We start from the raw sequence: 21,268 nt of genomic DNA, 5'->3' as shown, positions 1-21,268 counted from the left end.
AGGGACCCGGTCGCTCCCCGACCGGCCCGCTCCCCGACGGTGGATCATGCGGGTGATGTCGCGGTGCCCGTACGACCTGGGCTCTCGTCCGCCGCGCGCCCACGTCCCCGTGGTGCGGGCCGCCGCGCGCGGGACGCCGTGCGGTGCAGGGATGGTGCACTCCGGGGTTGCCCCGGAGCCGCGAAGGCCGGGCCCGAGGGCCCGACGGTTCGCCGACTCGTCCGAACACCGCGACATCGCCCACACGGTACCGAGCACCCCCGACGGTCCCGCGGTGCACGTTTCGTGCGCGTGGTGCGGCGCGGACCGCGCGCGCCGCCCACGACCGCGGACCGTGCAGCGCACGAAACGTGCGGTCACGGCGGGCTCAACCGCACCTCCCGTCCCGCCCACCGGCGGCGCAACCAGCGGTCGTGGCTGGCCACCACCACGGCGCCGGGGCCGGTGCCCAGGGCCTCCTCGAGCTCGTCGGACAGGGTCGGGGAGAGGTGGTTGGTGGGCTCGTCGAGCAGCAGGAGCTCGGGCGGGTCGGCGATCAGCAGGGCCAGCGCGAGCCGCCGCCGCTGCCCGACGGACAGGTCCCCCACCCGCGTCCCGAGGTCGCGCGGTGCGACCAGGCCGAGCGAGGCGAGGGACACCGCGTCGGGCCCCAGCGCGGTCGCCCAGGTCTGCGCCACCGTCCGATCAGGACGGTCGAACACCGTGTCCTGGGCAAGCAGACCCACCGCCGGTGTGCGCAGGCGGTGGATGTCCCCCTCGGCGTCCAGCGCACCGGCCAGCACCGCGAGCAGCGTCGACTTCCCGACGCCGTTCGGGCCGGTCACGAGGATCCGGTCGGTGGCGCCGACGTCGAGCCGGTCGATCGCCAGCCGCCCGGGCACCCGGACCCCCCGCAGCGACACGAGCAGTCCGTCCGGCGCGGACCGGGCCAGGGCCGGGGCGCGGAACCGGAGTGGCGCAGGGGGCCTGCGCACCTGGTCGCGCTCCAGGTCCTCGAGCCTGCGGGCGGCGTTGCGGACCCGGCTGGACACCTGCTTCTCGATCCGCTGGCCGCGGCGGCCGTACCCCATCTTGTCCCGGTCGGGCATGGGCCGGTCGTGCGGCGCGACCCGGTGCGCGGTCACCCGGACCGAGTGCCGCAGCGCCCGCAGCTCCTCCTGCTCGGCCTCGAACCGCTCCTCCCAGCGCAGCCGCTCCCGCCGCCGGGTCTCCTGGTAGGCGGAGTAGCCGCCGCCGTAGCGGGTCGGGCCGTCCAGGGCGGGGTCGAGGTCGACGAGGTCGGTGCAGACCGCGTCGAGGAAGGCGCGGTCGTGGCTCGCCACCACCAGCACCCCGGTCAGGCCGCGCAGCTCGGTCTCGAGGAAGGCGGCGGCGGAGTCGTCGAGGTGGTTGGTGGGCTCGTCGAGCACCAGGGCGGTGGGCCTGCGGATCAGCAGGGCGCCGAGCGCCAACCGTCCACGTTGGCCCCCCGACAGCGAGCCGACCGGCCGCGAGGGCGCCACGGAGCCCAGGCCCAGGCCGTCGAGGACGAGCCCCGCCCGCCGGTCCGCGTCCCACGCCGCGTGCTCCTCGGCCCACTCGAGCCGCTCGCCGTAGAGCTGCGCGAGCGCGGGATCCTCCGCCATCGCCTGCGCGAGCCGGTCCAGGTCCGCGAGCGCGGCGCGGGCCTCACGCAGCGCGTCGTCGACCACCCCGGCCACCGTGACCGTCGGCGTGAACGGCAGCTCCTGCTGCAGGAACCCCAGGTCGGGTGGCCGCGTCACGGTTCCGCCGTCGGGCCGGTCGGTCCCTGCGAGCAGCCGCAGCAGGGTCGACTTGCCCACGCCGTTCTCGCCGATCAGTCCGATCCGGCGGCCGGGGGCGGCGGTGAGGGAGACCCCGTCGAGCACGCGGCGGTCGCCGAGCGTGCGGACGAGGTCGTGGGCGATCAGGGGAGCAGGCATGCGACACCACCGGGAGGGTCCACGGCGACGCCCGACGGGTGATCCACGGCCGGGCGGGGACGGTGTCAGTGCCTCATGTCGAGATCCACCCTGCCACGGGGCGCAACCGGATTACGGGGTCACCGCACCTAGTGCGGTGACCGCGACGGGGGCGCCTTGCGAGGAACCGCCCGGATCCCGCGAGGACCGGCGAACGTTCGTGGTCACCGCACTAGCGGATCCGCAGCCGGCCCGACCCGAGTACGTTTGCCAGCGGTGATCTGGGCGTCACACGCGGTGGGCGACACTGTGTGCTCACGCCTCGGGGAGGATTGAACGCATCATGCAGTTCCTGATCAGGTGGGTCCTGGCGCCACTCGTCCGGTTCATCTGGCGGCCGCGTGTGGTGGGGGCGGAGCGTGTCCCGACGACCGGCCCGGTGATCTTCGCGGCCAACCACCGCGCCGCGGTGGACACCGCGGTGATCCCCCTGGTCACCCCTCGCCCGGTGGCGTTCCTCGGCAAGGCCGAGTACTTCACCTCGCGCAGCCTCAAGGGCCGCCTGGTCGCGCGCTTCCTCACCGCGCTCGGCTACGTCCCGGTCGACCGGGGGAACGCGAAGGCGGGGCTCGCGGCTCTGGACGCGGGCCGCACGGTCCTGCGCGCGGGCGGCGCCTTCGGCATCTACCCCGAGGGCACGCGCTCGCTCGACGGGCGGCTGCACCGCGGGCACACCGGGGTCGCCTCCCTGGCGCTCTCGACCGGGGCCGTCGTGGTGCCGGTGGCGCTGCTGGGCACGGAGAAGGTGCAGCCGGTCGGCCGCCGGATCCCGCGCCTCGCACCCGTCGAGGTGCGGTTCGGCGAGCCGTTGGACTTCTCCCGCTACGACGGGCTGGAGGGCTCGGCCGCCATCCGCCGCGCCGTGACCGACGAGGTGATGGACGCCATCGCCGAGCTGTCCGGGCAGGTCTACGTGGACCGCTACCACCAGCGCCCGGGGACGCAAGCCGCATAATGCGGCCATGACCGATCTCGCGGACTCCCTGGCCGATGCTCTCGACGTCGAGCTCGCCGCGGCGGACGCGGAGGTCGCGGCGCTGCACCCCGGCGACCCGGGGACCCGCCAGCCCGTGCACACCGTCTACGTGCCCGCGCACCGGTTCTCGCGCGGGATCGTCACGGACTGGGGCACCCGGGCGCTCGAGGTGTTCGACGCGGCCGCCGGAGACCTCCCCTCGATCTGGGACGCCCCGGCGGACCTGCGGGGACGGGTGCGGGACAAGCTCGCCACCGAGCCCATCGAGGACCTGCGCATCGACTTCGAGGACGGCTACGGCACCCGCTCGGACGCCGAGGAGGGCGCCGAGATCGTCCGCGCCGCGGAGGAGCTGACGGCCGCGGTGGCGGCGGGCGCCGCGCCGCCCTTCACGGGCATCCGGTTCCGCAGCTTCGAGGCGGCGACCCGGCGGCGCGGGGTCCGGACGCTCGTCGGGTTCGTCGGGGAGCTCTGCGCGCGGGGCGGCGTGCCCTCCGGGTTCGTCGTGACCCTGCCGAAGGTCACCGCGCTCGCGCAGGTCACGGCGCTGGTCGCGACCTGCGAGTCGCTGGAGGCGGAGTTCGGGTTGCCCGCGGGCACGCTCCGGTTCGAGATCCAGGTGGAGACGCCGCAGTCCGTGATCGGCCCGGACGGCGCCTCCCCGCTGCCGCGCATGATCGCCGAGGGCGCGGGCCGCTGCACCGGCCTGCACTACGGCACCTACGACTACTCGGCCTCGCTCGGGATCGCCGCGGAGTACCAGAGCATGGAGCACCCGGCCGCCGACCACGCCAAGGCGGTGATGCAGGTGGCCGCCGCGGGCACCGGCGTCCGGCTGTCCGACGGGTCCACCAACGTGCTGCCGGTCGGGGACCCGGAGCAGGTGCGGGCCGCCTGGGCGCTGCACGGCCGTCTGGTGCGCCGCTCTCTCGAACGCGGCTTCTACCAGGGTTGGGACCTGCACCCGGCGCAGCTGCCGAGCCGGTTCGTGGCGAACTTCGCGTTCTTCCAGGGCTCCGCCGAGTCCGCCGCCGCCCGGCTGCGCGCCTACCGCGAGCGCTCCGAGAGCGGCTTCATGGATGAGCCCGCCACAGCGACCGCGCTGTCGGGTTTCCTGCTCCGCGGCGTCGACTGCGGCGCGCTGGACGACGAGTGGGTGCAGAAGGCGACCGGCGCGGACGCCCACGAACTGGCCCGGCTCGCCCGTCGCCCCGCCCCCGGCCCCCACCGCTGACGACCCGTGAGTGGCGATAGTCGCTATAACGACTATCGCCACTCACGGGGTCAGTGGTCGGGCGCGGGCTCCTCGGTCGTGGTGAAGTGGTTGAACGCGAGGTTCAGCAGGACCGCGACGATGGCCGTGGCGCTGATGCCGGACTCCACGATCTGGTGCAGCCACGTGGGCAGGTGGGTGTAGACCTCGGGCACCGTGATCGGGATCAGGCCCACGCCGATGGACGTGGCCACGATCAGGATGTTCGAGTTCGTGAACTCCACCTTGGACAGTGTCCGGATGCCGGCCGCCGCGACGGAGCCGAACAGCACGATCCCGGCCCCGCCGAGCACCGGCTGCGGGATCGCGTTCATCACCCGGCCGAGCACGGGCAGCAGGCCGAGCACCACGAGGATCGCGCCGCCCGCGGCGACGACGAACCGCGACTTGATGCCGGTGATCGCCACCATGCCGACGTTCTGGGCGAAGGCGGAGATCGGCATACCGTTGAACACCGGCGACACCGTGGTGGCGGCCATGTCCGCGCGCAGGCCCGCCGCGATCCGCTTCTTGTCGACCTTCGTGCCCAGGATCTCCCCGACGGCCAGCAGGTCCGCCGTCGTCTCGGCCATGATCACCAGGATCACGACGGTCATGGACACGATCACGCCGATGGAGAACAGCGGCCACCCGAAGTGGAAGGGCTGCGGCAGCGCGAAGATCGGCCCGTTCGCCACGGCCCCCCAGTTCACGCGGCCCATCACAGTGGCGACGAGCGTGCCGACCACCAGGCCGAGCATCACGGCGAGCCGCGACACCAGCCCGCGCCCGAACCGCGCGATGGCCAGCGTGACCACCAGGGTGAGGAAGCCGAGCAGCAACGACGTGCCGGAGGCGTAGTTCGGGTTCGGCTGCCCGCCCACCATCTGGTTCCCGCGGATCCAGCGCAGCGCGACCGGGAACAGCGACAGCCCGATGATCGTGATGACGCAGCCGGTGACCACGGGCGGGAAGAACCGCACCAGGCTCGCGAAGAGCGGGGCGATCACGAACCCGATGAGCCCCGCGACCAGCACGGCCCCGAAGATCGTGGCCATGCGCGCGGCGGGGTCCCCGATGGTCTCGTTCGTCGCGACCGCGGTCATGGTGCCGACCGCGGCGAACGACACGCCCTGCACCAGCGGCAGCTGCGACCCGACGTAGGGCAGTCCGAGGGACTGCAGCAGGGTGCCGAGGCCGGACACGAACAGGGCGGCGGTGACCAGCAGCGCCTGGTCCGCGGGCGCGAGCCCGGCCGCCGACGCGATGATGATCGGCGGCGACACCACGCCGGCGTACATCGCGAGGATGTGTTGCAGCCCGAAGAAGAAGGCCTTTCCGACGGGGACCTTCTCGTCCTCGGGCCGGATGGTCGTCGTCTCGTCCGTGTCGGTCATCAGATGAAGCCCTTCACGCCTTCCCACACCCCTCCGGCGGGCGGCGCGTCGTCCCGGATGACGGAAGCCTCGATGAGCCCGTACGGGCGGTCGGCGGCGTACCAGACCTCGTTCGGGTTCTCGAGTCCCCACTTCGAGAGGTCGACGAGGAAATGGTGCTTGTTGGGCATCGAGAAGCGGATCTCCGCCACCTCGGGGTGGGCCTCCAGGGCGGTCTCGCCCATCGCGTAGAGCGTCTGCTGCAGCGACAGCGAGTGGGTGAGGGCGAACTTGTCCAGCAGGATCTGCCGGATGGACGCGAAGGACTTGTCCCAGTCCACGTCCGTGCCGATGTAGCGCCACCGGGCGCTGACCGCCGTCGCGAGGATGCGGTCGTCGGTCTCGACGAGAGAGGTGTAGGGCACGTCCGGGAAGCCGTGGAACTCCGACCCCGTGCTCTTGAGCACGACGAGCCCGGACAGCCCGGAGATCACCGTCTCGGACTCCCCGTGCTTGGTCACCACGCAGGTGCGCACCTCGGTGCCGGTGCGGGAGAACGCATGGTCGTGCGGGCCCTCGGAGGTGGTGATCCGTTCCCAGTGGTCGAGGTTCACCTCCTGCCGCGCCCCGGTGACGTAGTCGAAGCCGTCCACGAAGTACCGGGCCATGAGCAGCCCGAAGGCCTCCGGCGTGCCGACGCCGTGCTGCTTGGCCAGCGCGTAGACGGTGTTCTTCTGCGTGTCGGTGGCGATGACCTTGTCGTTCGCCCCGGTGTGGAAGGTCTCGGCGAAGTCTCCGATGAGTTGGCTGGTCACCGTGACGTCGGTGATCTGGTGGACCGGCGTGGAGCGGTCCACGTGCACCATGTGGCACTCCGCTTTGCCGTACTGGTTGTAGCCGAGCGCGATGCCCATGTGTTCTCCGAGGGTTCGAACGGGGTGGGGACGACCAGGGTCCCCACGCAGTGTTACGCGCGGGTCAGCCCCCGTGTCCGGTTCGGTGAACCGGACACGGGGCCGCCGGGTGCGCCGGTCAGGCGGCCGCGGTGGTGGCGCGGCTGCGCGAGAGGACCCAGTGCAGCGCGAAGGCGATGATCGCGCCGATGAACCAGCTGAACGCCGCCGCGGTGGACGAGCCGAACAGCACCACGGCCATGGCCAGGACCGCGCCCACCGCCGTCGCGGCGATCGCGACGGGGTTGTAACCCTTGCTGTAGTGGTAGGTCCCGTCCGCCTTGAGGGTGTACAGGTCGTCGACGACGACCTTGCCCTTCTTGATCAGGTAGTAGTCCGCGATGAGCACGCCGTAGAGCGGGCCGATGAAGGCACCGAGGGTGTCCAGCGTGTAGTGGATGACCTCGGGGCTCGAGTACAGGTTCCACGGCGTGATCAGCACGGACCCGACGGCGGCGATCATGCCGCCCATCCGCCAGCTGATCTTCTGCGGGTTGACGTTGGAGAAGTCGAAGGCGGGCGAGACGAAGTTCGCGACGATGTTGATGCCGATCGTGGCGATCATGAACGTCAGCGCGCCGAGCACGACGGCGAACGTGCTGTCCAGCTGCGCGACCGTCTCCACCGGGTCGGTGATCAGCCTGCCGAACACGGGCAGGGTGGCGGCGGCGGTGATGACCACGAGCAGCGCGAAGACGATGAAGTTGACCGGCAGGCCGAGGAAGTTGCCCTTCTTCACGTCCTTGAACGTGCGCCCGTAGCGGGCGAAGTCGCCGTAGTTCAGCATCGGGCCGGAGAAGTAGGAGACGATGAGCGCGATCGCCGTGATCATCACGCCGACGGACTGCCAGCCGGAGAGGTTGACCTCGGAGAGGTTGAGGTCGATGTTGCTCCAGCCCGCCTTGATCACGAGGTAGCCCGCGAGCAGGAACATCACGACGTACACGGCGGGCCCGCAGAAGTCGATGAACCGGCGGATGGCCTCCATGCCGCGCCAGAACACCGCGGCCTGCAGCACCCACATCGCGAGGAAGCAGATCCAGCCCAGTGCGGACAGCCCCGCGAAGCCGCTGTCCTGCTCGGCCATCGGGGCCAGCCCGGGCCACAGCTTCAGTGCGACGATGACGAGCGAGTGCGACGCCAGGTAGGTCTGGATGCCGTACCAGGCGACCGCGATCAGGCCGCGGATGATCGCCGGGATGTTGGCGCCCAGCACGCCGAAGGAGACCCGCGAGATGACCGGGTACGGGGTGCCCGTGGCCTGCGAGGGTCGCGCGACGAGGTTGCAGAGGTAGTAGACGATCGTGATGCCGATCAGCAGCGCGACGAGCACCTGCCACGCCGCGAGGCCGAGCGCGAACAGCGACCCGGCGGTGACGTACCCGCCGACACTGTGGACGTCGGACATCCAGAAGGCGAAGAAGTTGTACGAGGTCCAGCTCTGCTTCTTGAGTGGTGCGAGGTCCTCGTTGGTGAGGCGTTCGTCGTATCCGGGCTTGATCTCACCCGGGGTCCCACTCGTCGCGACCGGGGTCGCCTCCACTGATTCCGCCATTGCACCCTCCGTCATCTCACCCGACCGTGCGATGACGGTAAGTCCTGGTCGGAGGGGTCGTCCGGGTGATCGGCAGTATTCACGAGTTCGTCCCCGGCGTTAAGCGGAACTCAACATATATGCACTCACCGGATCTGGAACTCCGACAGCATTCCGGTGTAGGCCTTGGCGGGCGGGGTCGCGAACTCGCCGCGGTCTCCGGTGCGCAGGCCCAGCGCGACGAGCGACTCGACCGTGCGGACCGCCGCGGCCACGCCGTCCACCACGGGGACCCCGACCGCCGCCGAGATGTGCGCGCAGAGGTCCGCCATGCCCGCGCAGCCGAGCACGACGGCGTCCGACCCGTCCTCGGCGACCGCCCGCCTGCACTCCTCGGTGATCCGGTCCCGGGCCGCGGGATCGGTCTCGAGCTCGAGGACGGGGATCTCGCAGGCCCGGATCCCGCGGCAGGCGCGGGCGGCGCCGTAGTGCTCGGCGAGGTCCTGGGCCCGGCCGATGGTGCGCCCCAGCGTGGTCACCACGGAGAACCCCCTGCCCAGGTAGGAGGCGGTGCGCATGGCCGCCTCCGCGATCCCGACGACGGGTCCGCGGGCGAGCTCGCGGGCGGCGTCGAGGCCGGGGTCGCCGAAACAGGCGATCACGTAGCCGTCGGACCCCGCGCGCTCGCCCGCGGCGATCTCGGCGAGCATCCCGGGCACCGACAGCGCCTCGTCGTAGTGGCTCTCGATGGAGGCGGGCCCCATCGCCGGGGTCACTGCGCGCACGGTGGTGCCCGGGCTCGCGACGGCGGCCGCGGCCTTGCCGATGGTCGCGGTCATCGACTCGGTCGTGTTGGGGTTGATCACCGTGAGGAGCACGTCGTCCACGCTAGTTCCTCGTCAAGGGTTGTTACGGGCCGGTGAACTGGGGATTCGTGCGATGCTCCCGCCATGGCAGGCATCAGTACCCACGTCCTGGACGCGGCGCTGGGACGCCCGGCGGCAGGCATCGCGGTCCTCCTCACCGACCCCGACGGCGAGACCTTCACCGGGGTCACCGACGCGGACGGCCGGGTCGGCGACCTCTACACCGGCGCCCTGCGCCCGGGCACGTACACGCTGGTCTTCGCGGTCGCGGGCGAGTTCTACCCGGAGATCACGGTCGCCTTCACCGCGGACCCGGAGCGCGGGCACTACCACGTGCCGCTGCTCCTGAGCCCGTACGGCTACACGACCTACCGCGGCTCCTGACCCGCGACTCCGTCGCTCGTGAGTGGTAAGTGGTGCCAGAGCACCACTTACCACTCACAGGCGCCGAAGGCGCGAGTCACCGGGCCGCGTTCTTGACGAACCCGGTCTCGGTCTCCCGGAACGAGGGGTCGCCGCCCTGCCAGCCGCCGCGGACGTGGCGCCGGATGGTGGCGTCGTCCGTCGCGCGGGCGGCGGAGTGCCAGAGGAAGGCGTCGTGCAGGATCACGTCGCCGCGCTCGGCGTAGACCGGGAGCTCGCCGCGGACCTTCTCGAAGCCCAGCGGCATCGGGAAGGGCGGCGGGGTGTCGGTGTAGCCGCGGGCGGCGGGCGCGCCCTCGGGGACGACCGCGCCGTTCACGTTCTCGTACGGGCTCGGCGTGGCCCACAGGTGGCTGCCGGGGACCACGCGCAGGAACCCGTTGGCCGGGCTGGTGCCGTCGACGTGGATCGTGAACGCGGTGCCGGGCCAGATGTCCAGGTGCGGCACGGCCTGCCAGTCCGCGTGCCAGCCGATCCGGCTGTAGCCGGACTCCCGGCCGGGGCGTGCGTCCTGGTAGACCACCCCGTTCACGCTCGGCCAGAAGCCCGGGCCGAGCAGGTCGCCGAGCAGGGCGCGCAGCGCGGGCAGGGCCAGCGCGGTCCCGATCGAGGGGGCCAGCTCCTCCACGTGCTCGACGTAGTTCACGAACCTCTCGGCCTTGTCCTCGGAGTCGAGGTACTTGGTCGAGCCGTGCCGCCCGGCGAGCGCCCCGGAGAGCACGCCGCGCTGGGCGAGGACGCACTCGGCCTCGATGGTCTCCAGCAGGTCGGTCGGGATGAGGTCGCGCAGCACCACGAAGCCCCAGCGGCGGTAGAACTCGGCCGCCGCAGGCAGGTCGTCCGGGGTGTGCACGCCCAGGTCGGTGAACGCGGCGAGGTCGAGGGTCTCCACGGGGGGCCTCCAGATTTGAACCAAGTGGTTCAACCAGCATAGCGGGGCCGTGTGGGAATCCGTCGTTACGTTCACATGACGGGCATTGCCGGGGGCGCGGCGGCACGATCTGCTCAGGACCGTCCCCCCGAGGAGAGGTGCATGGATCTGAACACGGTCACCGGTTACCGCCGCGCCCGCACCCGGGCCGACCTGGCCCTGGGGCCGGGTGAGCGGATCCTCGGCGGGGGGACCTGGCTCTACTCCGAGCCGCAGCTCGACACGACCGGGCTCGTGGACCTGACGACGATGGGCTGGGCGCCGCTCACCCGCACCGACGAGGGCCTGTCCATCGCCGCGACCTGCACGATCGCCGAGCTCCTGGCCCACCCGGACCGGCCGCCGCTCGCCGTGGAGTGTGCGAACGCGCTGCTCGCGAGCAGCACGATCTGGACCGTCGCCACCGTGGGCGGGAACGTCTGCCGGGCCTTCGCCGCCGCCGGGATGGTGGCGCTGTGCGCGGCGCTCGACGGCGTCGCGCTCGTGTGGGCGCCCTCGGGCGGCGGACGCCACGACTACCGCATCCCGGTGGCGGAGCTCGCGACCGGCAACGGCACGACCTCGCTCGCGCCCGGCGAGGTACTGCGCGCCCTGGAGATCCCGGCCCGGGTGCTCGCGGCCCGCACCGCGTTCCGCAAGATCGCGCTCGCCGAGCTCGGCCGCTCCGGTGCCGTGCTCACCGGCCGGGTCGACCCGGGCGGCGAGGCGGTCTTCGTGATCACCGCGGCCACCGCCTCCCCGACCGTGCTGCGGTACCCGGCGCTCCCGGGCGCGGCGGCGTTGCGGGCGGACGTCGACGCGGCCGTCGGCTACTACACCGACCCGCTCGGCTCCGCGGACTGGCGCCGCCAGGTCAGCGGGGTGCTGCTCGAGGAAATCCGGCAGGAGTTGGCGTGAAGTTCTCGATCAACGGTGTCGCCGGGTCCGGGGAGCCGCAGCCCGGCCAGTGCCTGCGCACCTTCCTGCGGGACCAGGAGCACTTCGAGGTCAAGAAGGGCTGCGACGCGGGCGACTGCGGCGCCTGCTCCGTGCTGGTCGACGGGGCGCTCGTCCGCTCCTGCCTCTACCCCGCGGTCCGCGCGGACGGCGCCGAGATCACCACGGTCTCCGGGCTCGGGACGCCCGAGGACCTGCACCCGATGCAACAGGCCTTCGTGGACCACTTCGGGTTCCAGTGTGGATTCTGCACGGCCGGGATGATCGTCGCCGCGTCCACGCTGGACTCCACGGACGACCTGCCGCGCCGGATGAAGGGCAACCTGTGTCGCTGCACGGGGTACCGGTCCGTCCGGCAGGCGATCGAGGCGGGGGTGCGCGGGGACCCGCCGCGGCCGGCGCCCGGGTGCGGCGTCGGCGACTCGCCGAACCCGCCCGCCGCGCGACGCGTGGTGACCGGGACCGAGCCCTACACGTTCGACCTCGCCGTCCCGGGCTCCCTGCACCTACGCGTGCTCGCCGCGCCACACGCGCACGCCCGCATCCGGTCGATCGACACGTCCGCCGCCGAGGCGGTGCCGGGTGTCGTCCTGGTGCTGACGCACGAGAACACGCCGCAGGAGAGGTACTCCACCGGCCGGCACGAGCACCGCGAGGACGATCCCGACGACACCCGCATGCTGGACGACGTCGTCCGCCACGTGGGACAGCGGGTCGCCGCCGTCGTCGCCGAGTCGGTGGCGGCGGCCGAGGCGGGGTGTCGCGCGCTCGTCGTGGACTACGAGGTGCTGCCCGCCGTGGTCGATCCCGAGGAGGCCCGGCGCCCCGGCGCGCCGCTGCTCCACCCGGACCGGACGCCCGCGGACCGGGTCGACGAGGCCGGGCGCAACGTGGTGCTGGCGGTCCACGGTGGACACGGCGGAGACGTCGACGCGGCGCTGGCGGCCTCGGCGCACACGGTGTCCGGGACGTGGCGCACCTCCCGGGTCTCGCACGCGCAGCTGGAGACGCACGGCGCGATCGGGTGGCTGGAGGACGACGGCAGGCTCGTCCTGCGCGCGAGCACGCAGGTCCCCTTCCTCACCAGGCTCGAGCTCGCCCGGCTGTTCGGGCTCCCCGAGGACCGGGTGCGGGTCCACACCGCCCGGGTCGGCGGCGGCTTCGGTGGCAAGCAGGAGATCTTCGCCGAGGACCTGGTGGGGTGGGCGGTGCTGCGGACCGGGCGCCCCGTGTCCTACGAGCTGTCGCGCACCGACGAGTTCCAGCGCACCTCGGTGCGGCACCCGATGCGCGTCGGCGTCACGCTCGGGTCCACGGCGGACGGTGTGCTGACCGCGATGAAGGTCGACGTCCTGTCCGACACCGGCGCCTACGGCAACCACTCCCGCGGCGTGCTGTTCCATGCGATCGCGGAGTCGGTGAGCGTGTACCGCTGCCCGGTCAAGCACGTCGACGCCGAGGTCGTCTACACGAACACGGTGCCGTCGGGCGCCTTCCGCGGCTACGGCCTGGGCCAGGTGATCCTGGGCGTGGAGTCCGCCATGGACGAACTCGCGATCGAGCTGGGGCTGGACCCCTTCGAGCTGCGCAGGCGGAACGTCGTCCGGGACGGCGACCCGCTGCTCGTCGCCCAGCACGCCGAACCGGAGCCGGACCTGGTGTGGGGCAGCTACGGCCTCGACCAGTGCCTCGACCTGGCGGAGGAGGCTCTGGCCAGGGGAAACGGGGTGGAGCCGCCGCCCGGGTGGCGGGTCGGTGAGGGCATGGCGCTCGCGCTGATCACCACGGTGCCGCCCTTCGGGCACGTCGCGCACGCCGCGATCCACCTGGAGCCGGACGGCACCTACCGCGTCGACGTCGGCACCGTCGAGTTCGGCAACGGCTCGCAGACCGTCTTCACCCAGATCGTCGCGTCCACGCTGAACACCACTGTGGACCGGATCGTGCTCCGCGTCGCGGACACCGACGCCGTCGCGTACGACACGGGGGCCTTCGCCTCGGCCGGGACCGCCGTGGCGGGCAAGGCGCTGCACGGCGCGGCCCTGGACCTCCGCGCACAGATCCTGTCGCGGGCGGACGGAGTCCTGGAGCGGGACGGCGTGCGCACCGCGGCCGGGCTCGTCCCGTTCGCCGAGATCGGCCCCCTCACCGGGACCGGGGCCGAGTTCGGGGAGCAGCGGTCGCTGTCGTCGAACGTGCACGCCGTCCGGGTCGCGGTGCGCCCGGAGACCGGCGAGGTGCGGATCCTGCAGTCCGTGCACGCCGCGGACGCGGGGACCGTGATGAACCCCGAGCAGTGCCGCGGCCAGGTCGAAGGCGGTGTGGCACAGGGGATCGGGTCGGCGCTGTACGAGGAGGTGCTGATCGGGGAGCACGGCGAGGTGCTGAACCCGGTGTTCCGCACCTACCGCGTGCCGCAGATGGCGGACATCCCCGACACCGAGGTCTACTTCGCGACGACCAGCGACACGCTCGGCCCCTACGGCGCCAAGAGCATGAGCGAGTCCCCGTACAACCCGGTCGCCCCGGCGATCGGCAACGCCATCCGCAGGGCGCTGGGAGCACGCCCCTACGAACAACCCTTCAGCCGTGACCGCGTGTGGCGCCTGACCCAACCCCGCATTATGGAACCATAACGTCGTTTTCGAGCCCCGAAACGGCCGTTATGGTTCCATGATGCGTCAGAGGCGGCGGGGGGCGAACGCGTCGAGGAGCTCCTGGGCCCACCGGCTCGTCGGGTTGCCCGCGGCGGCCAGGGCGCCGCGGATCAGGGCCGGGTCCAGGTTCGCACCGGTCAGCGCGTCCCGCAGGTGCATGGGCGGCAGCGCGTCCAGCCAGGCGGCCGCCTTGCGCTCCACCTCGGACTCCAGCAGCTCGCCGTTCGCCCGCAGCCGGGCGAACCCGCCGTCCGGGAAGATGTCGATCTTCAGGTGGGTGACGACGCCCGCGCCCTGCCCGATCTGGAAGCGGTGCGGGGTGTCGGGGCGGACGATCCGGCGGTGGACGAGCGGGGTCCACAGGCGGGAGGCCAGGGCCTCGGCCGGCACGTCGCCCTCGATGCGGGCACCGGAGATCTGCACCTGGCCGGGCGCGTTGCCGACGAAGTGGCTGGTGTCGAACTCGATGTCGCGCAGCCTGCTCGCGCCGGCGAGCTTCACGATCACCCAGTCGTTGCCGGAGTCACGGCGCCGCGCGGTCTCCCAGCCCTCGCCCATGTTCCGCGCCGGGCCGGGGAGCAGCAGGTTCGCGGGTGAGGAGAAGAACATGTCCGAGCAGCTCATCACGAGCCCGCCGCGATCCTGCGCCGCCAGGTCGACGGTGCCGTGCAGCAGCCGCGGGTCCACCACCGCCTCGCCGTGGACCCGGAACCGCGCGACGCCGCCGTCGGGGTGGATGGTGAGCCGGACGTGGGTCCAGCGGTGGGAGGACTGGACGTCGTAGACGTTGGCGCGGTCGCCCTTGGCGGGCGAGCGGGGGACGATCGTCTCCCACTCGGCCGCGGCCAGCTCGGCCTCGCCGGGGTAGTCCTCCAGCGCGGTGGCCTCGACCGAGATCTCCGGCGGGTAGTTCCCGCGGAAGTACGAGGTGTCGACGACGACGCCGTGCACGATCCCCGGGATCCCCAGGCGGACGATCGCGTGGTCGCTGCCGGGCTCGCGGCGCCGCCGGGTCTCCCAGCCGTCGTAGACCTTGCCGCGGTAGCCGAACTCCGTCCGGGGCTGCACCGGTCCGGGCATGACCAGGGCGGCGCGGTCGGCGAAGAAGTCGTCGTTGGCGGCGACCACGGCGCCGCCGAGGCGGCGGGCCGCGAGGTCCGGCAGCCGGACGAAGTCGGCGTCCATGTCCGGGCCGTCGAGCCGGGCCGCGTCTCCCGTCCGAGAGCGGGTGGGGCGGGTGGTGGGCCGGGTCATCGGTCTCCTCGTCGCAGCAGCGTGCCGGCCGGTGGGCCGGCGACGTCAATCCTGGCCCCCCGCAGCCAGGTCTGTCGGACCACCCCCGAGAGCGCGCGGCCGTCGTAGGGGGTGACGGGGTTGCGGTGGGCGAGCCGCTGGGCGTCGACCACGAACGCGGCGTCCGGGGCGAAGACGCAGAAGTCCGCATCGTTGCCCAGCGCGATGGAGCCCTTGTGCGCCACGCCCGCCAGCCGGGCGGGACCGGTCGCCATCCACTCCACGACGTCGCTCAGGTCGTGGCCCCGGGTGCGCGCCCCGGACCACACGGCGGACAGCCCCACCTGCAGCGACGCGATGCCGCCCCAGGCGGTGCCGAAGTCCCCGGTGTCGAGGTGCTTGAGCTCGGCGGTGCAGGGCGAATGGTCGGACACGACGATGTCGATCGTCTCGTCGCCCAACCCGTCCCAGAGCAGCTCGCGGTTCTCGGCCTCGCGGATCGGCGGGCAGCACTTGAACTGCGTGGCGCCGTCCGGGACCTCCTCGGCGTTGAAGGTGAGGTAGTGCGGGCAGGTCTCGACGGTGACGTGCACCCCGTCCCGCCGCGCGCTCGCCAGCATGGGCAGGGCGTCGGAGCTGGACAGGTGCAGCACGTGCACGCGCGCCCCGGTCCAGCGGGCGCGTTCCAACAGCCAGGCGATGGCCAGGTTCTCGGCGCCGCGCGGACGGGAGTCCAGGAAGTTCTGGTACAGCTCGCCGTGCGGGGTCTGGGCGCGGTCGATCGCGGCCGAGTCCTCGGCGTGCACGATCAGCTGCGAGCCCATGGCGGCGATGCGCTCGAGCACGCCCTCCAGGTCCTCCGGCGGGAGCGGCTGGAACTCGTCCACACCGGAGTGCAGCAGGAAGCACTTGAAGCCGAACACGCCGGCGTCGTGCAGGCCGCGGAGCTCGTCGGCGTTGCCGGGCACCGCCCCGCCCCAGAAACCGACGTCCACATGGGACTGTGTCTCGGCCGCCTTGCGCTTGACCTCCAGGGCCGCGACGTCGATCGTCGGCGGGATCGAGTTCAGCGGCATGTCGATGATCGTGGTGACCCCGCCCAGGGCCGCCGCCGCCGTGGCGGACGCGAAGCCCTCCCACTCGGTGCGCCCCGGCTCGTTCACGTGCACGTGGGTGTCGACGAGGCCGGGCAGCAGCACCTCGTCGTCCGCCAGCTCGACCACGGTGTCCGCGGTCAGGTCGAACTCCAGGGGCTCGATCGCCACGATGGCGCCGTCCCGGACCCCGACGGCGCGGCTCACCTCGCCGAACGCGGTGATCACCCGGCGGGCGCGGATGACGAGGTCGAGTTCGGTCACGGTGTCTCCTCCGTCACGGTGTCTCCTCCGTTGTGGAGCGAACGGCGTTCTCGCTCATACCCAGTGAGCGAAGGGTCCGTTCGCTCGACGACTCCGCCCAGCCCGGATGGGCGGCGACGGCCTGGGCGAGGGCGCGCTGGGTGCTCACCGCGTCCGGCCCGACGGCGGTGGCGAGGCTCCCGCGGCGGGCCAGCGGGGTCAAGGCCCAGGACTCCCCGGTCGCGGCCTCGCCGTCGGCGCCCCAGAGCAGGACCTCGGTCCCGAGCACCCGGTTCCCGGCGAGCACGGCGCTCGACGCCTGGAGCGCGGGATCGCCGAACTCCTGCGTCTGGTGCAGGACGGGACACGAGCCGAGGCCGGTCGCGACGCGGGTGGTGCCCCGGTACCGGCCGGGCTGCTCGCCCGCCCGGCCGCCGACCAGGATCTCGCGCAGGCGGACCCGCGCGGTCTCGTGGAGCTCGGTGCGGAGCAGGGTGTGGTGGTCCGCGCGGGCGGTGACCACGGTGGGCTCGGGGAGGTACTGCAGGGTCGCACCCTCGTCGAGGGTGAAGCGCAGGGTCAGGCTGCTGGTCCCGGCGAGCGCGACGGCCGCGGCCACCCCGGTGAGCACCAGCTTGGCCGCCGGTCCGACGTGGACGGCCAGCTCGACGTCGTCCCCGCCCAGGGGGGTGGTCGCCGAGCCCACCAGGTGCACGGTCGCGGCGGGATCGAGCGTGGCGGCGGTCCCGCGCCGGGGGACGAGCGAGAGCGGGGACTGCGACCGCAGCTCGCGCACGACGCTGCGGTCCCCGACCCGCTCGACGGTCAGGAGCGCGCGGGCACGCACGCCAGCTGCTCCAACACCCAGGCGCCGACCTCGGTCGCGGCCGGGTCCTCCACGAGGGACTGGGTGATCACCGGCAGCGCGCCGCGGATGCGCGTCGCATCGCCGGTCATCACGTCCATGTTCGCGCCGACGAGCGGCGCGAGGTCGGTCTTGTTGATCACCAGCAGGTCGGCGGTGGTGACCCCGGGGCCGCCCTTGCGGGGCACCTTGTCCCCGCCCGCGACGTCCACCACGAAGATCTGCGCGTCCACGAGGCCGCGGGAGAACACCGCGGTGAGGTTGTCGCCGCCGGACTCGACGAGCACCAGCTCCAGGTCCCCGAAGCGCTCCTCCAGGGTCTCGATCGCGTCCAGGTTCGCGGTGATGTCGTCCCGGATCGCGGTGTGCGGGCAGCAGCCGGTCTGCACGGCCTCGACCCGCTCCGGGGGCAGGACGGCGTTGCGGCGCAGGAAGTCCGCGTCCTCGGTGGTGTAGATGTCGTTCGTCACCACGGCCAGCCGGACGCGCTCGCCGAGGCTGCGGGCCAGGGCCGCGACCAGGGCCGTCTTGCCGGAGCCGACGGGCCCGCCGATGCCGATCCGGACCGCGCGCCCGCTCGCCGGCGTGGCCTCGTGGTGGTCGTGGTCGGTCTCGGTGGGGTCGAAGGAGATCAGGTGGCCGTGGCCGTGCCCGTGGTCGTCGCTCATGGTCGGTCCTTTCAGGAGGCGAACAGCCGCAGCCTGCCGCGGTGCGCGACGTGGGCCTGGGCCAGCAGGTCGAGCACCGGGGCGCCGGGTGCGGGGAGGTCCTCGGTGACGGCGGTGTGGGCGGCGGTGTGGACGGCGGTCTCGACGACGGCGTCGAGCGCGGGTTCCAGGTGGATCAGCACGGCGTTGACGGCGAAGGGATCGAGGCCGAGCAGCCGCACCGCGGCCGACGCCGGGCCGGAGACCGCCAGGTAGGCGACGCAGCGGGCCGCCTCCTCGGGTGGCTCGCCCGCGATCCCGCACACCGCCCCGACCAGCAGCGCGTGGTGGGGGCGGGGGCCCAGCTCGTCGTACACGGGGGAGGGCCAGGCGGCGCGCACGGCCCGCAGGGTCCCGCGGCCCTGGGCCCGGGAGGCCTCGCGCTGCGCCTGCGAGGGTGTGCGTGCGTCGAACTCCGCGTCGAGCGCGCCCCAGGCTCGTGACGCTTGGGCCGCCCAAGCGCCGGCCACTGACGCTTGGGCCGCCCAAGCACCCGCCGGCGACGCTTGGGCCGCCCAAGCGTCAGTGTCGGTGCCCCGAGCGTCGGTGCCCCGAGCGTCGGTGCCCCGAGCGTCGGTGCCCCGAGCGGCGAGGCGGGCGGCCGCGGCCGCGAAGGCGGCGGCGACCAGGCCCGCGGTGCGGAGGCGGCCGAGCAGGAAGCCCCGCAGCGTCTCCACGTCCTGCACCAGGCCCCGCGCCACCGCCTCCTCCACCCCACCGGAGTGGACGTGACCGCCGCCGGGGAAGCGGGCGTCGGCGAGGACGAGCGAGGTCAGGCCCATCAGAACAGGAAGTAGCGCTGGGCCATGGGCAGCTCGGACACCGGGGCGGGCTCGACCACGGAGCCGTCGATCCGCACCTCGAAGCTGTCCGGGTCGACCTTCACCTCGGGCGTCGCGTCGTTGAGCAGCATCGACGACTTGGTGATCGAGCGGGTGTCGTCGCAGGCCACCGCGCTCTTCGCCAGCCCCTCGCCGAACCCGGACTCCAGCGCGATCGGCGCCACGAAGTTCAGCGACGTCGCGCTCGCCACCAGCGGTGCCGCGCCGAACTGGGGGCGGGCGAACACCGGCTGCGGGGTGGGGATGGAGGCGTTCGCGTCCCCCATCTGGGACCAGGCGATGAACCCGCCCTTCAGCACCACGTCCGGCCGCACGCCGAAGAACTTGGGCTCCCACAGCACCAGGTCCGCGAGCTTGCCCACCTCGACCGACCCGATCTGCGAGGCCATGCCGTGCGCCAGCGCCGGGTTGATCGTGTACTTCGCGACGTACCGCTGCGCGCGCAGGTTGTCCGCCGGACCGTCGAGCGCGCCGCGCGCCGCCTTCATGACGTGCGCGGTCTGCCAGGTCCGGATGATCACCTCGCCGATCCGGCCCATGGCCTGGCTGTCCGAGCTCATCATCGAGATGGCGCCGAGGTCGTGGAGGACGTCCTCGGCGGCGATCGTCGTCGGCCGGATGCGGCTCTCCGCGAAGGCCAGGTCCTCGGGCACCGACGCGTTGAGATGGTGGCAGACCATCAGCATGTCGAGGTGCTCGTCGAGGGTGTTGACGGTGTGCGGGCGCGTCGGGTTGGTCGAGGACGGCAGCACGTTGGCCTGCGAGACGACCTCGATGATGTCCGGCGCGTGCCCGCCCCCCGCGCCCTCGGTGTGGAACGCGTTGATGGAGCGCCCCGCGATCGCCTCGAGCGTGGACTGCAGGAAGCCCGCCTCGTTCAGCGTGTCCGTGTGGATCGCGGCCTGGACGCCGGACTCCTCGCAGACCCGCAGGCAGGCGTCGATCGCGGCGGGGGTGGTGCCCCAGTCCTCGTGCAGCTTGAAGCCGCCCGCACCCGCGCGCAGCTGCTCCCACAGGGCGTCCGCGGACACGGTGTTGCCCTTGCCCATGAGCAGGACGTTGATCGGCAGGTGGTCCAGCGCCTGGAACATCCGCGCGAGGTTGCGGGGGCCGGGGGTGACGGTCGTGGCCTTGGTGCCCTCGGCCGGTCCCGTGCCGCCGCCGCCGAGCGTGGTGAGGCCCGCGGCGAGGGCCGTGTCGACCAACCCGGGGGTGATGAAGTGGACGTGGACGTCGATGCCGCCCGCGGTGAGGATCTTGCCGTTGCCGGAGATGATCTCCGTCGACGGCCCGATCGGGAAGTCCACCCCGTCCATCGTGTCGGGGTTGCCCGCCTTGCCGATGCCGGTGATGCGCCCGTCCGTGACCGCGACGTCCGCCTTGACGATCCCCCAGTGGTCGAGGATCACCGCGCCGGTGATCACCAGGTCCGGGGCGCCCTCCGCGGAGGTGACCAGGGACTGGCCCATGGACTCGCGGATGACCTTGCCGCCGCCGAACATCACCTCGTCCCCGGAGGCGGGCCCGCGGGACAGGTCGTCGGTGACCTCGATGAGCAGGTCCGTGTCGGCCAGCCGGATCCGGTCACCGGTCGTCGGGCCGAAGAGGTCCGCGTAGCGGCCGCGCTCGATGCTGGTCACTCGCTGCTCCGATCCAGGTCGCCCGCCCACTCCGGGCGCAGGCCCGGGACGCGCCGTGCGCCGGCCAGCGGCACGAGCACGACCTCCTTCTCGACGCCCGGTTCGAACCGCACCGACGTCCCCGCCGGGATGTCGAGGTGGGTGCCCCAGGCGGCCTCGCGGTCGAACGCCAGGCCGGGGTTGACCGCGGCGAAGTGGAAGTGCGAACCGACCTGCACGGGCCGGTCGCCGGTGTTCGTGACGACGAGGGTGGTGCGCTCGCGCCCGGGGTTCAGCTCGACGGGCTCGGTGCCCGGGATGATCTGTCCCGGCGCCCAGCCGGAGCTCCGCCGCCCGCTCATCGCCGCCTCCTCGCCGGCGCTCGTCGCCCGCATTCGCGACCGCGCCGTGTCTGTCGGTTCGATCGCATGCGCTCGCTCACGCGATCGGGGAGTGCACGGTGACGAGCTTCGTGCCGTCCGGGAACGTGGCCTCGACCTGCACCGAGTCGATCATCTCGGGGATGCCGTCGAGGACCTGCTCGCGGGTGAGGACCGTCCGGCCGGACTGCATCAGCTCGACGACGGAGCGCCCGTCCCGCGCACCCTCCACGACGTGGTCGGTGATCAACGCCACGGCCTCGGGGTAGTTCAGGCGCAGGCCGCGGGACTGGCGGGCGCGGGCCACGTCCGCGGCGACGTGGATGAGCAGCTTGTCCCGCTCCTGAGGGCTCAGGTGCATGGCGACAGTTCTACGGCGCTCATGTTTCGCCCCCGTTT

At 72.7% G+C, this 21,268-nt stretch carries 19 protein-coding genes; 5 read left to right on the top strand and 14 right to left on the bottom strand.

Going from position 1 to position 21,268, the window contains the following annotated elements; translation table 11 throughout:
* Nucleotides 1-356: 356 nt before the first annotated feature.
* Nucleotides 357-1,943 (bottom strand): ABC-F family ATP-binding cassette domain-containing protein, encoded by a 1,587-nt coding sequence (locus tag BLS43_RS16920; RefSeq protein ID WP_093085590.1) that lies wholly within the window; start codon nt 1,941-1,943, stop codon nt 357-359.
* Nucleotides 1,944-2,265: 322 nt separating this feature from the next.
* Between BLS43_RS16920 and BLS43_RS16915 the strand changes: the two genes are divergently transcribed.
* Nucleotides 2,266-2,937, top strand: a complete 672-nt coding sequence (locus tag BLS43_RS16915) for a lysophospholipid acyltransferase family protein (protein ID WP_425438551.1) — start codon at nt 2,266-2,268, stop codon at nt 2,935-2,937.
* 7 nt (nt 2,938-2,944) lie between these two features.
* A complete protein-coding gene (locus BLS43_RS16910) occupies nt 2,945-4,192 on the top strand; it encodes a DUF6986 family protein (RefSeq protein WP_093085584.1) in 1,248 nt (415 codons plus the stop codon).
* A 50-nt stretch (nt 4,193-4,242) separates the two neighbouring features.
* Here BLS43_RS16910 and BLS43_RS16905 read toward each other — a convergent pair whose 3' ends face one another.
* The 4 genes from BLS43_RS16905 to BLS43_RS16890 form a co-directional block, all read right to left on the bottom strand.
* Nucleotides 4,243-5,607 carry a nucleobase:cation symporter-2 family protein gene (locus BLS43_RS16905; RefSeq protein ID WP_093085581.1) on the bottom strand — a complete coding sequence of 455 codons (1,365 nt, stop codon included), beginning with the start codon at nt 5,605-5,607 and terminating at the stop codon, nt 4,243-4,245.
* The gene (gene pucL, locus BLS43_RS16900) at nt 5,607-6,500 is read right to left on the bottom strand and encodes a factor-independent urate hydroxylase (RefSeq protein ID WP_093085578.1); all 894 of its coding nucleotides are present in this window, start codon (nt 6,498-6,500) and stop codon (nt 5,607-5,609) included. Before pucL ends, BLS43_RS16905 begins: the two co-directional genes overlap by 1 nt.
* Nucleotides 6,501-6,618: 118 nt before the next feature.
* Nucleotides 6,619-8,094: an NCS1 family nucleobase:cation symporter-1 gene (locus tag BLS43_RS16895; RefSeq protein ID WP_176921376.1), complete on the bottom strand. Its 1,476-nt coding sequence runs from the start codon at nt 8,092-8,094 to the stop codon at nt 6,619-6,621.
* Between the two features lie 125 nt (nt 8,095-8,219).
* Nucleotides 8,220-8,960, bottom strand: a complete 741-nt coding sequence (locus BLS43_RS16890) for an aspartate/glutamate racemase family protein (protein ID WP_176921375.1) — start codon at nt 8,958-8,960, stop codon at nt 8,220-8,222.
* Nucleotides 8,961-9,023: 63 nt separating this feature from the next.
* On the opposite strand from BLS43_RS16890, the gene uraH reads away from it, so the two are divergent.
* Entirely contained in the window at nt 9,024-9,323 is a 300-nt protein-coding gene (gene uraH, locus BLS43_RS16885; RefSeq protein WP_093085572.1) for a hydroxyisourate hydrolase, read from the top strand.
* Between the two features lie 76 nt (nt 9,324-9,399).
* Here the strand turns inward: uraH and BLS43_RS16880 are convergent, their stop codons facing one another.
* Entirely contained in the window at nt 9,400-10,254 is an 855-nt protein-coding gene (locus BLS43_RS16880; protein WP_218129865.1) for a phytanoyl-CoA dioxygenase family protein, read from the bottom strand.
* A gap of 141 nt (nt 10,255-10,395) precedes the next feature.
* On the opposite strand from BLS43_RS16880, the gene BLS43_RS16875 reads away from it, so the two are divergent.
* Both BLS43_RS16875 and BLS43_RS16870 read left to right on the top strand, forming a co-directional pair.
* Nucleotides 10,396-11,190: an FAD binding domain-containing protein gene (locus tag BLS43_RS16875; RefSeq protein WP_093085570.1), complete on the top strand. Its 795-nt coding sequence runs from the start codon at nt 10,396-10,398 to the stop codon at nt 11,188-11,190.
* On the top strand, nt 11,187-13,865 hold the full coding sequence (locus BLS43_RS16870; protein ID WP_093085567.1) for a molybdopterin-dependent oxidoreductase: 2,679 nt from the start codon (nt 11,187-11,189) through the stop codon (nt 13,863-13,865). The genes BLS43_RS16875 and BLS43_RS16870 overlap by 4 nt, the downstream gene beginning before the upstream one ends.
* A 45-nt stretch (nt 13,866-13,910) precedes the next feature.
* Here BLS43_RS16870 and alc read toward each other — a convergent pair whose 3' ends face one another.
* From alc to BLS43_RS16830, 8 genes are all read right to left on the bottom strand, one after another.
* Nucleotides 13,911-15,140, bottom strand: a complete 1,230-nt coding sequence (alc, locus tag BLS43_RS16865; RefSeq protein WP_245707541.1) for an allantoicase — start codon at nt 15,138-15,140, stop codon at nt 13,911-13,913.
* The gene (gene allB / locus BLS43_RS16860) at nt 15,137-16,477 is read right to left on the bottom strand and encodes an allantoinase AllB (protein WP_093085564.1); all 1,341 of its coding nucleotides are present in this window, start codon (nt 16,475-16,477) and stop codon (nt 15,137-15,139) included. The genes alc and allB overlap by 4 nt, the downstream gene beginning before the upstream one ends.
* 13 nt (nt 16,478-16,490) lie before the next feature.
* A complete protein-coding gene (locus BLS43_RS16855; protein WP_093085561.1) occupies nt 16,491-17,303 on the bottom strand; it encodes an urease accessory protein UreD in 813 nt (270 codons plus the stop codon).
* Complete coding sequence (ureG, locus tag BLS43_RS16850; protein WP_093085558.1) at nt 17,282-17,989, bottom strand: urease accessory protein UreG; 708 nt, start codon at nt 17,987-17,989, stop codon at nt 17,282-17,284. The genes BLS43_RS16855 and ureG overlap by 22 nt, the downstream gene beginning before the upstream one ends.
* A gap of 11 nt (nt 17,990-18,000) precedes the next feature.
* The gene (locus BLS43_RS16845) at nt 18,001-18,810 is read right to left on the bottom strand and encodes an urease accessory protein UreF (protein ID WP_093085554.1); all 810 of its coding nucleotides are present in this window, start codon (nt 18,808-18,810) and stop codon (nt 18,001-18,003) included.
* Complete coding sequence (locus BLS43_RS16840) at nt 18,810-20,510, bottom strand: urease subunit alpha (protein ID WP_093085551.1); 1,701 nt, start codon at nt 20,508-20,510, stop codon at nt 18,810-18,812. The genes BLS43_RS16845 and BLS43_RS16840 overlap by 1 nt, the downstream gene beginning before the upstream one ends.
* Nucleotides 20,507-20,851, bottom strand: coding sequence for an urease subunit beta (locus BLS43_RS16835; RefSeq protein ID WP_093085708.1), 345 nt, complete (start codon nt 20,849-20,851; stop codon nt 20,507-20,509). The genes BLS43_RS16840 and BLS43_RS16835 overlap by 4 nt, the downstream gene beginning before the upstream one ends.
* A 76-nt stretch (nt 20,852-20,927) precedes the next feature.
* Nucleotides 20,928-21,230 carry an urease subunit gamma gene (locus tag BLS43_RS16830; RefSeq protein WP_093085547.1) on the bottom strand — a complete coding sequence of 101 codons (303 nt, stop codon included), beginning with the start codon at nt 21,228-21,230 and terminating at the stop codon, nt 20,928-20,930.
* Between the last annotated feature and the right edge of the window lie 38 nt (nt 21,231-21,268).

The organism is Pseudonocardia oroxyli (assembly GCF_900102195.1).
Taxonomy (GTDB): Bacteria; Actinomycetota; Actinomycetes; order Mycobacteriales; family Pseudonocardiaceae; genus Pseudonocardia; species Pseudonocardia oroxyli.
The sequence above is the reverse complement of the archived record's forward strand: the minus strand, read 5'-3'. Positions and strand labels throughout refer to the sequence as shown.

Excerpts from the sequence above, each read along its gene's own strand:
- BLS43_RS16920 (WP_093085590.1), bottom strand. The coding sequence starts at position 1,943 with ATGCCTGCTCCCCTGATCGCCCACGACCTCGTCCGCACGCTCGGCGAC.
- BLS43_RS16915 (WP_425438551.1), top strand. The coding sequence starts at position 2,266 with ATGCAGTTCCTGATCAGGTGGGTCCTGGCGCCACTCGTCCGGTTCATC.
- BLS43_RS16910 (WP_093085584.1), top strand. The coding sequence starts at position 2,945 with ATGACCGATCTCGCGGACTCCCTGGCCGATGCTCTCGACGTCGAGCTC.
- BLS43_RS16905 (WP_093085581.1), bottom strand. The coding sequence starts at position 5,607 with ATGACCGACACGGACGAGACGACGACCATCCGGCCCGAGGACGAGAAG.
- pucL (WP_093085578.1), bottom strand. The coding sequence starts at position 6,500 with ATGGGCATCGCGCTCGGCTACAACCAGTACGGCAAAGCGGAGTGCCAC.
- BLS43_RS16895 (WP_176921376.1), bottom strand. The coding sequence starts at position 8,094 with ATGGCGGAATCAGTGGAGGCGACCCCGGTCGCGACGAGTGGGACCCCG.
- uraH (WP_093085572.1), top strand. The coding sequence starts at position 9,024 with ATGGCAGGCATCAGTACCCACGTCCTGGACGCGGCGCTGGGACGCCCG.
- BLS43_RS16875 (WP_093085570.1), top strand. The coding sequence starts at position 10,396 with ATGGATCTGAACACGGTCACCGGTTACCGCCGCGCCCGCACCCGGGCC.
- alc (WP_245707541.1), bottom strand. The coding sequence starts at position 15,140 with ATGACCCGGCCCACCACCCGCCCCACCCGCTCTCGGACGGGAGACGCG.
- ureG (WP_093085558.1), bottom strand. The coding sequence starts at position 17,989 with ATGAGCGACGACCACGGGCACGGCCACGGCCACCTGATCTCCTTCGAC.
- BLS43_RS16845 (WP_093085554.1), bottom strand. The coding sequence starts at position 18,810 with ATGGGCCTGACCTCGCTCGTCCTCGCCGACGCCCGCTTCCCCGGCGGC.
- BLS43_RS16835 (WP_093085708.1), bottom strand. The coding sequence starts at position 20,851 with ATGAGCGGGCGGCGGAGCTCCGGCTGGGCGCCGGGACAGATCATCCCG.
- BLS43_RS16830 (WP_093085547.1), bottom strand. The coding sequence starts at position 21,230 with ATGCACCTGAGCCCTCAGGAGCGGGACAAGCTGCTCATCCACGTCGCC.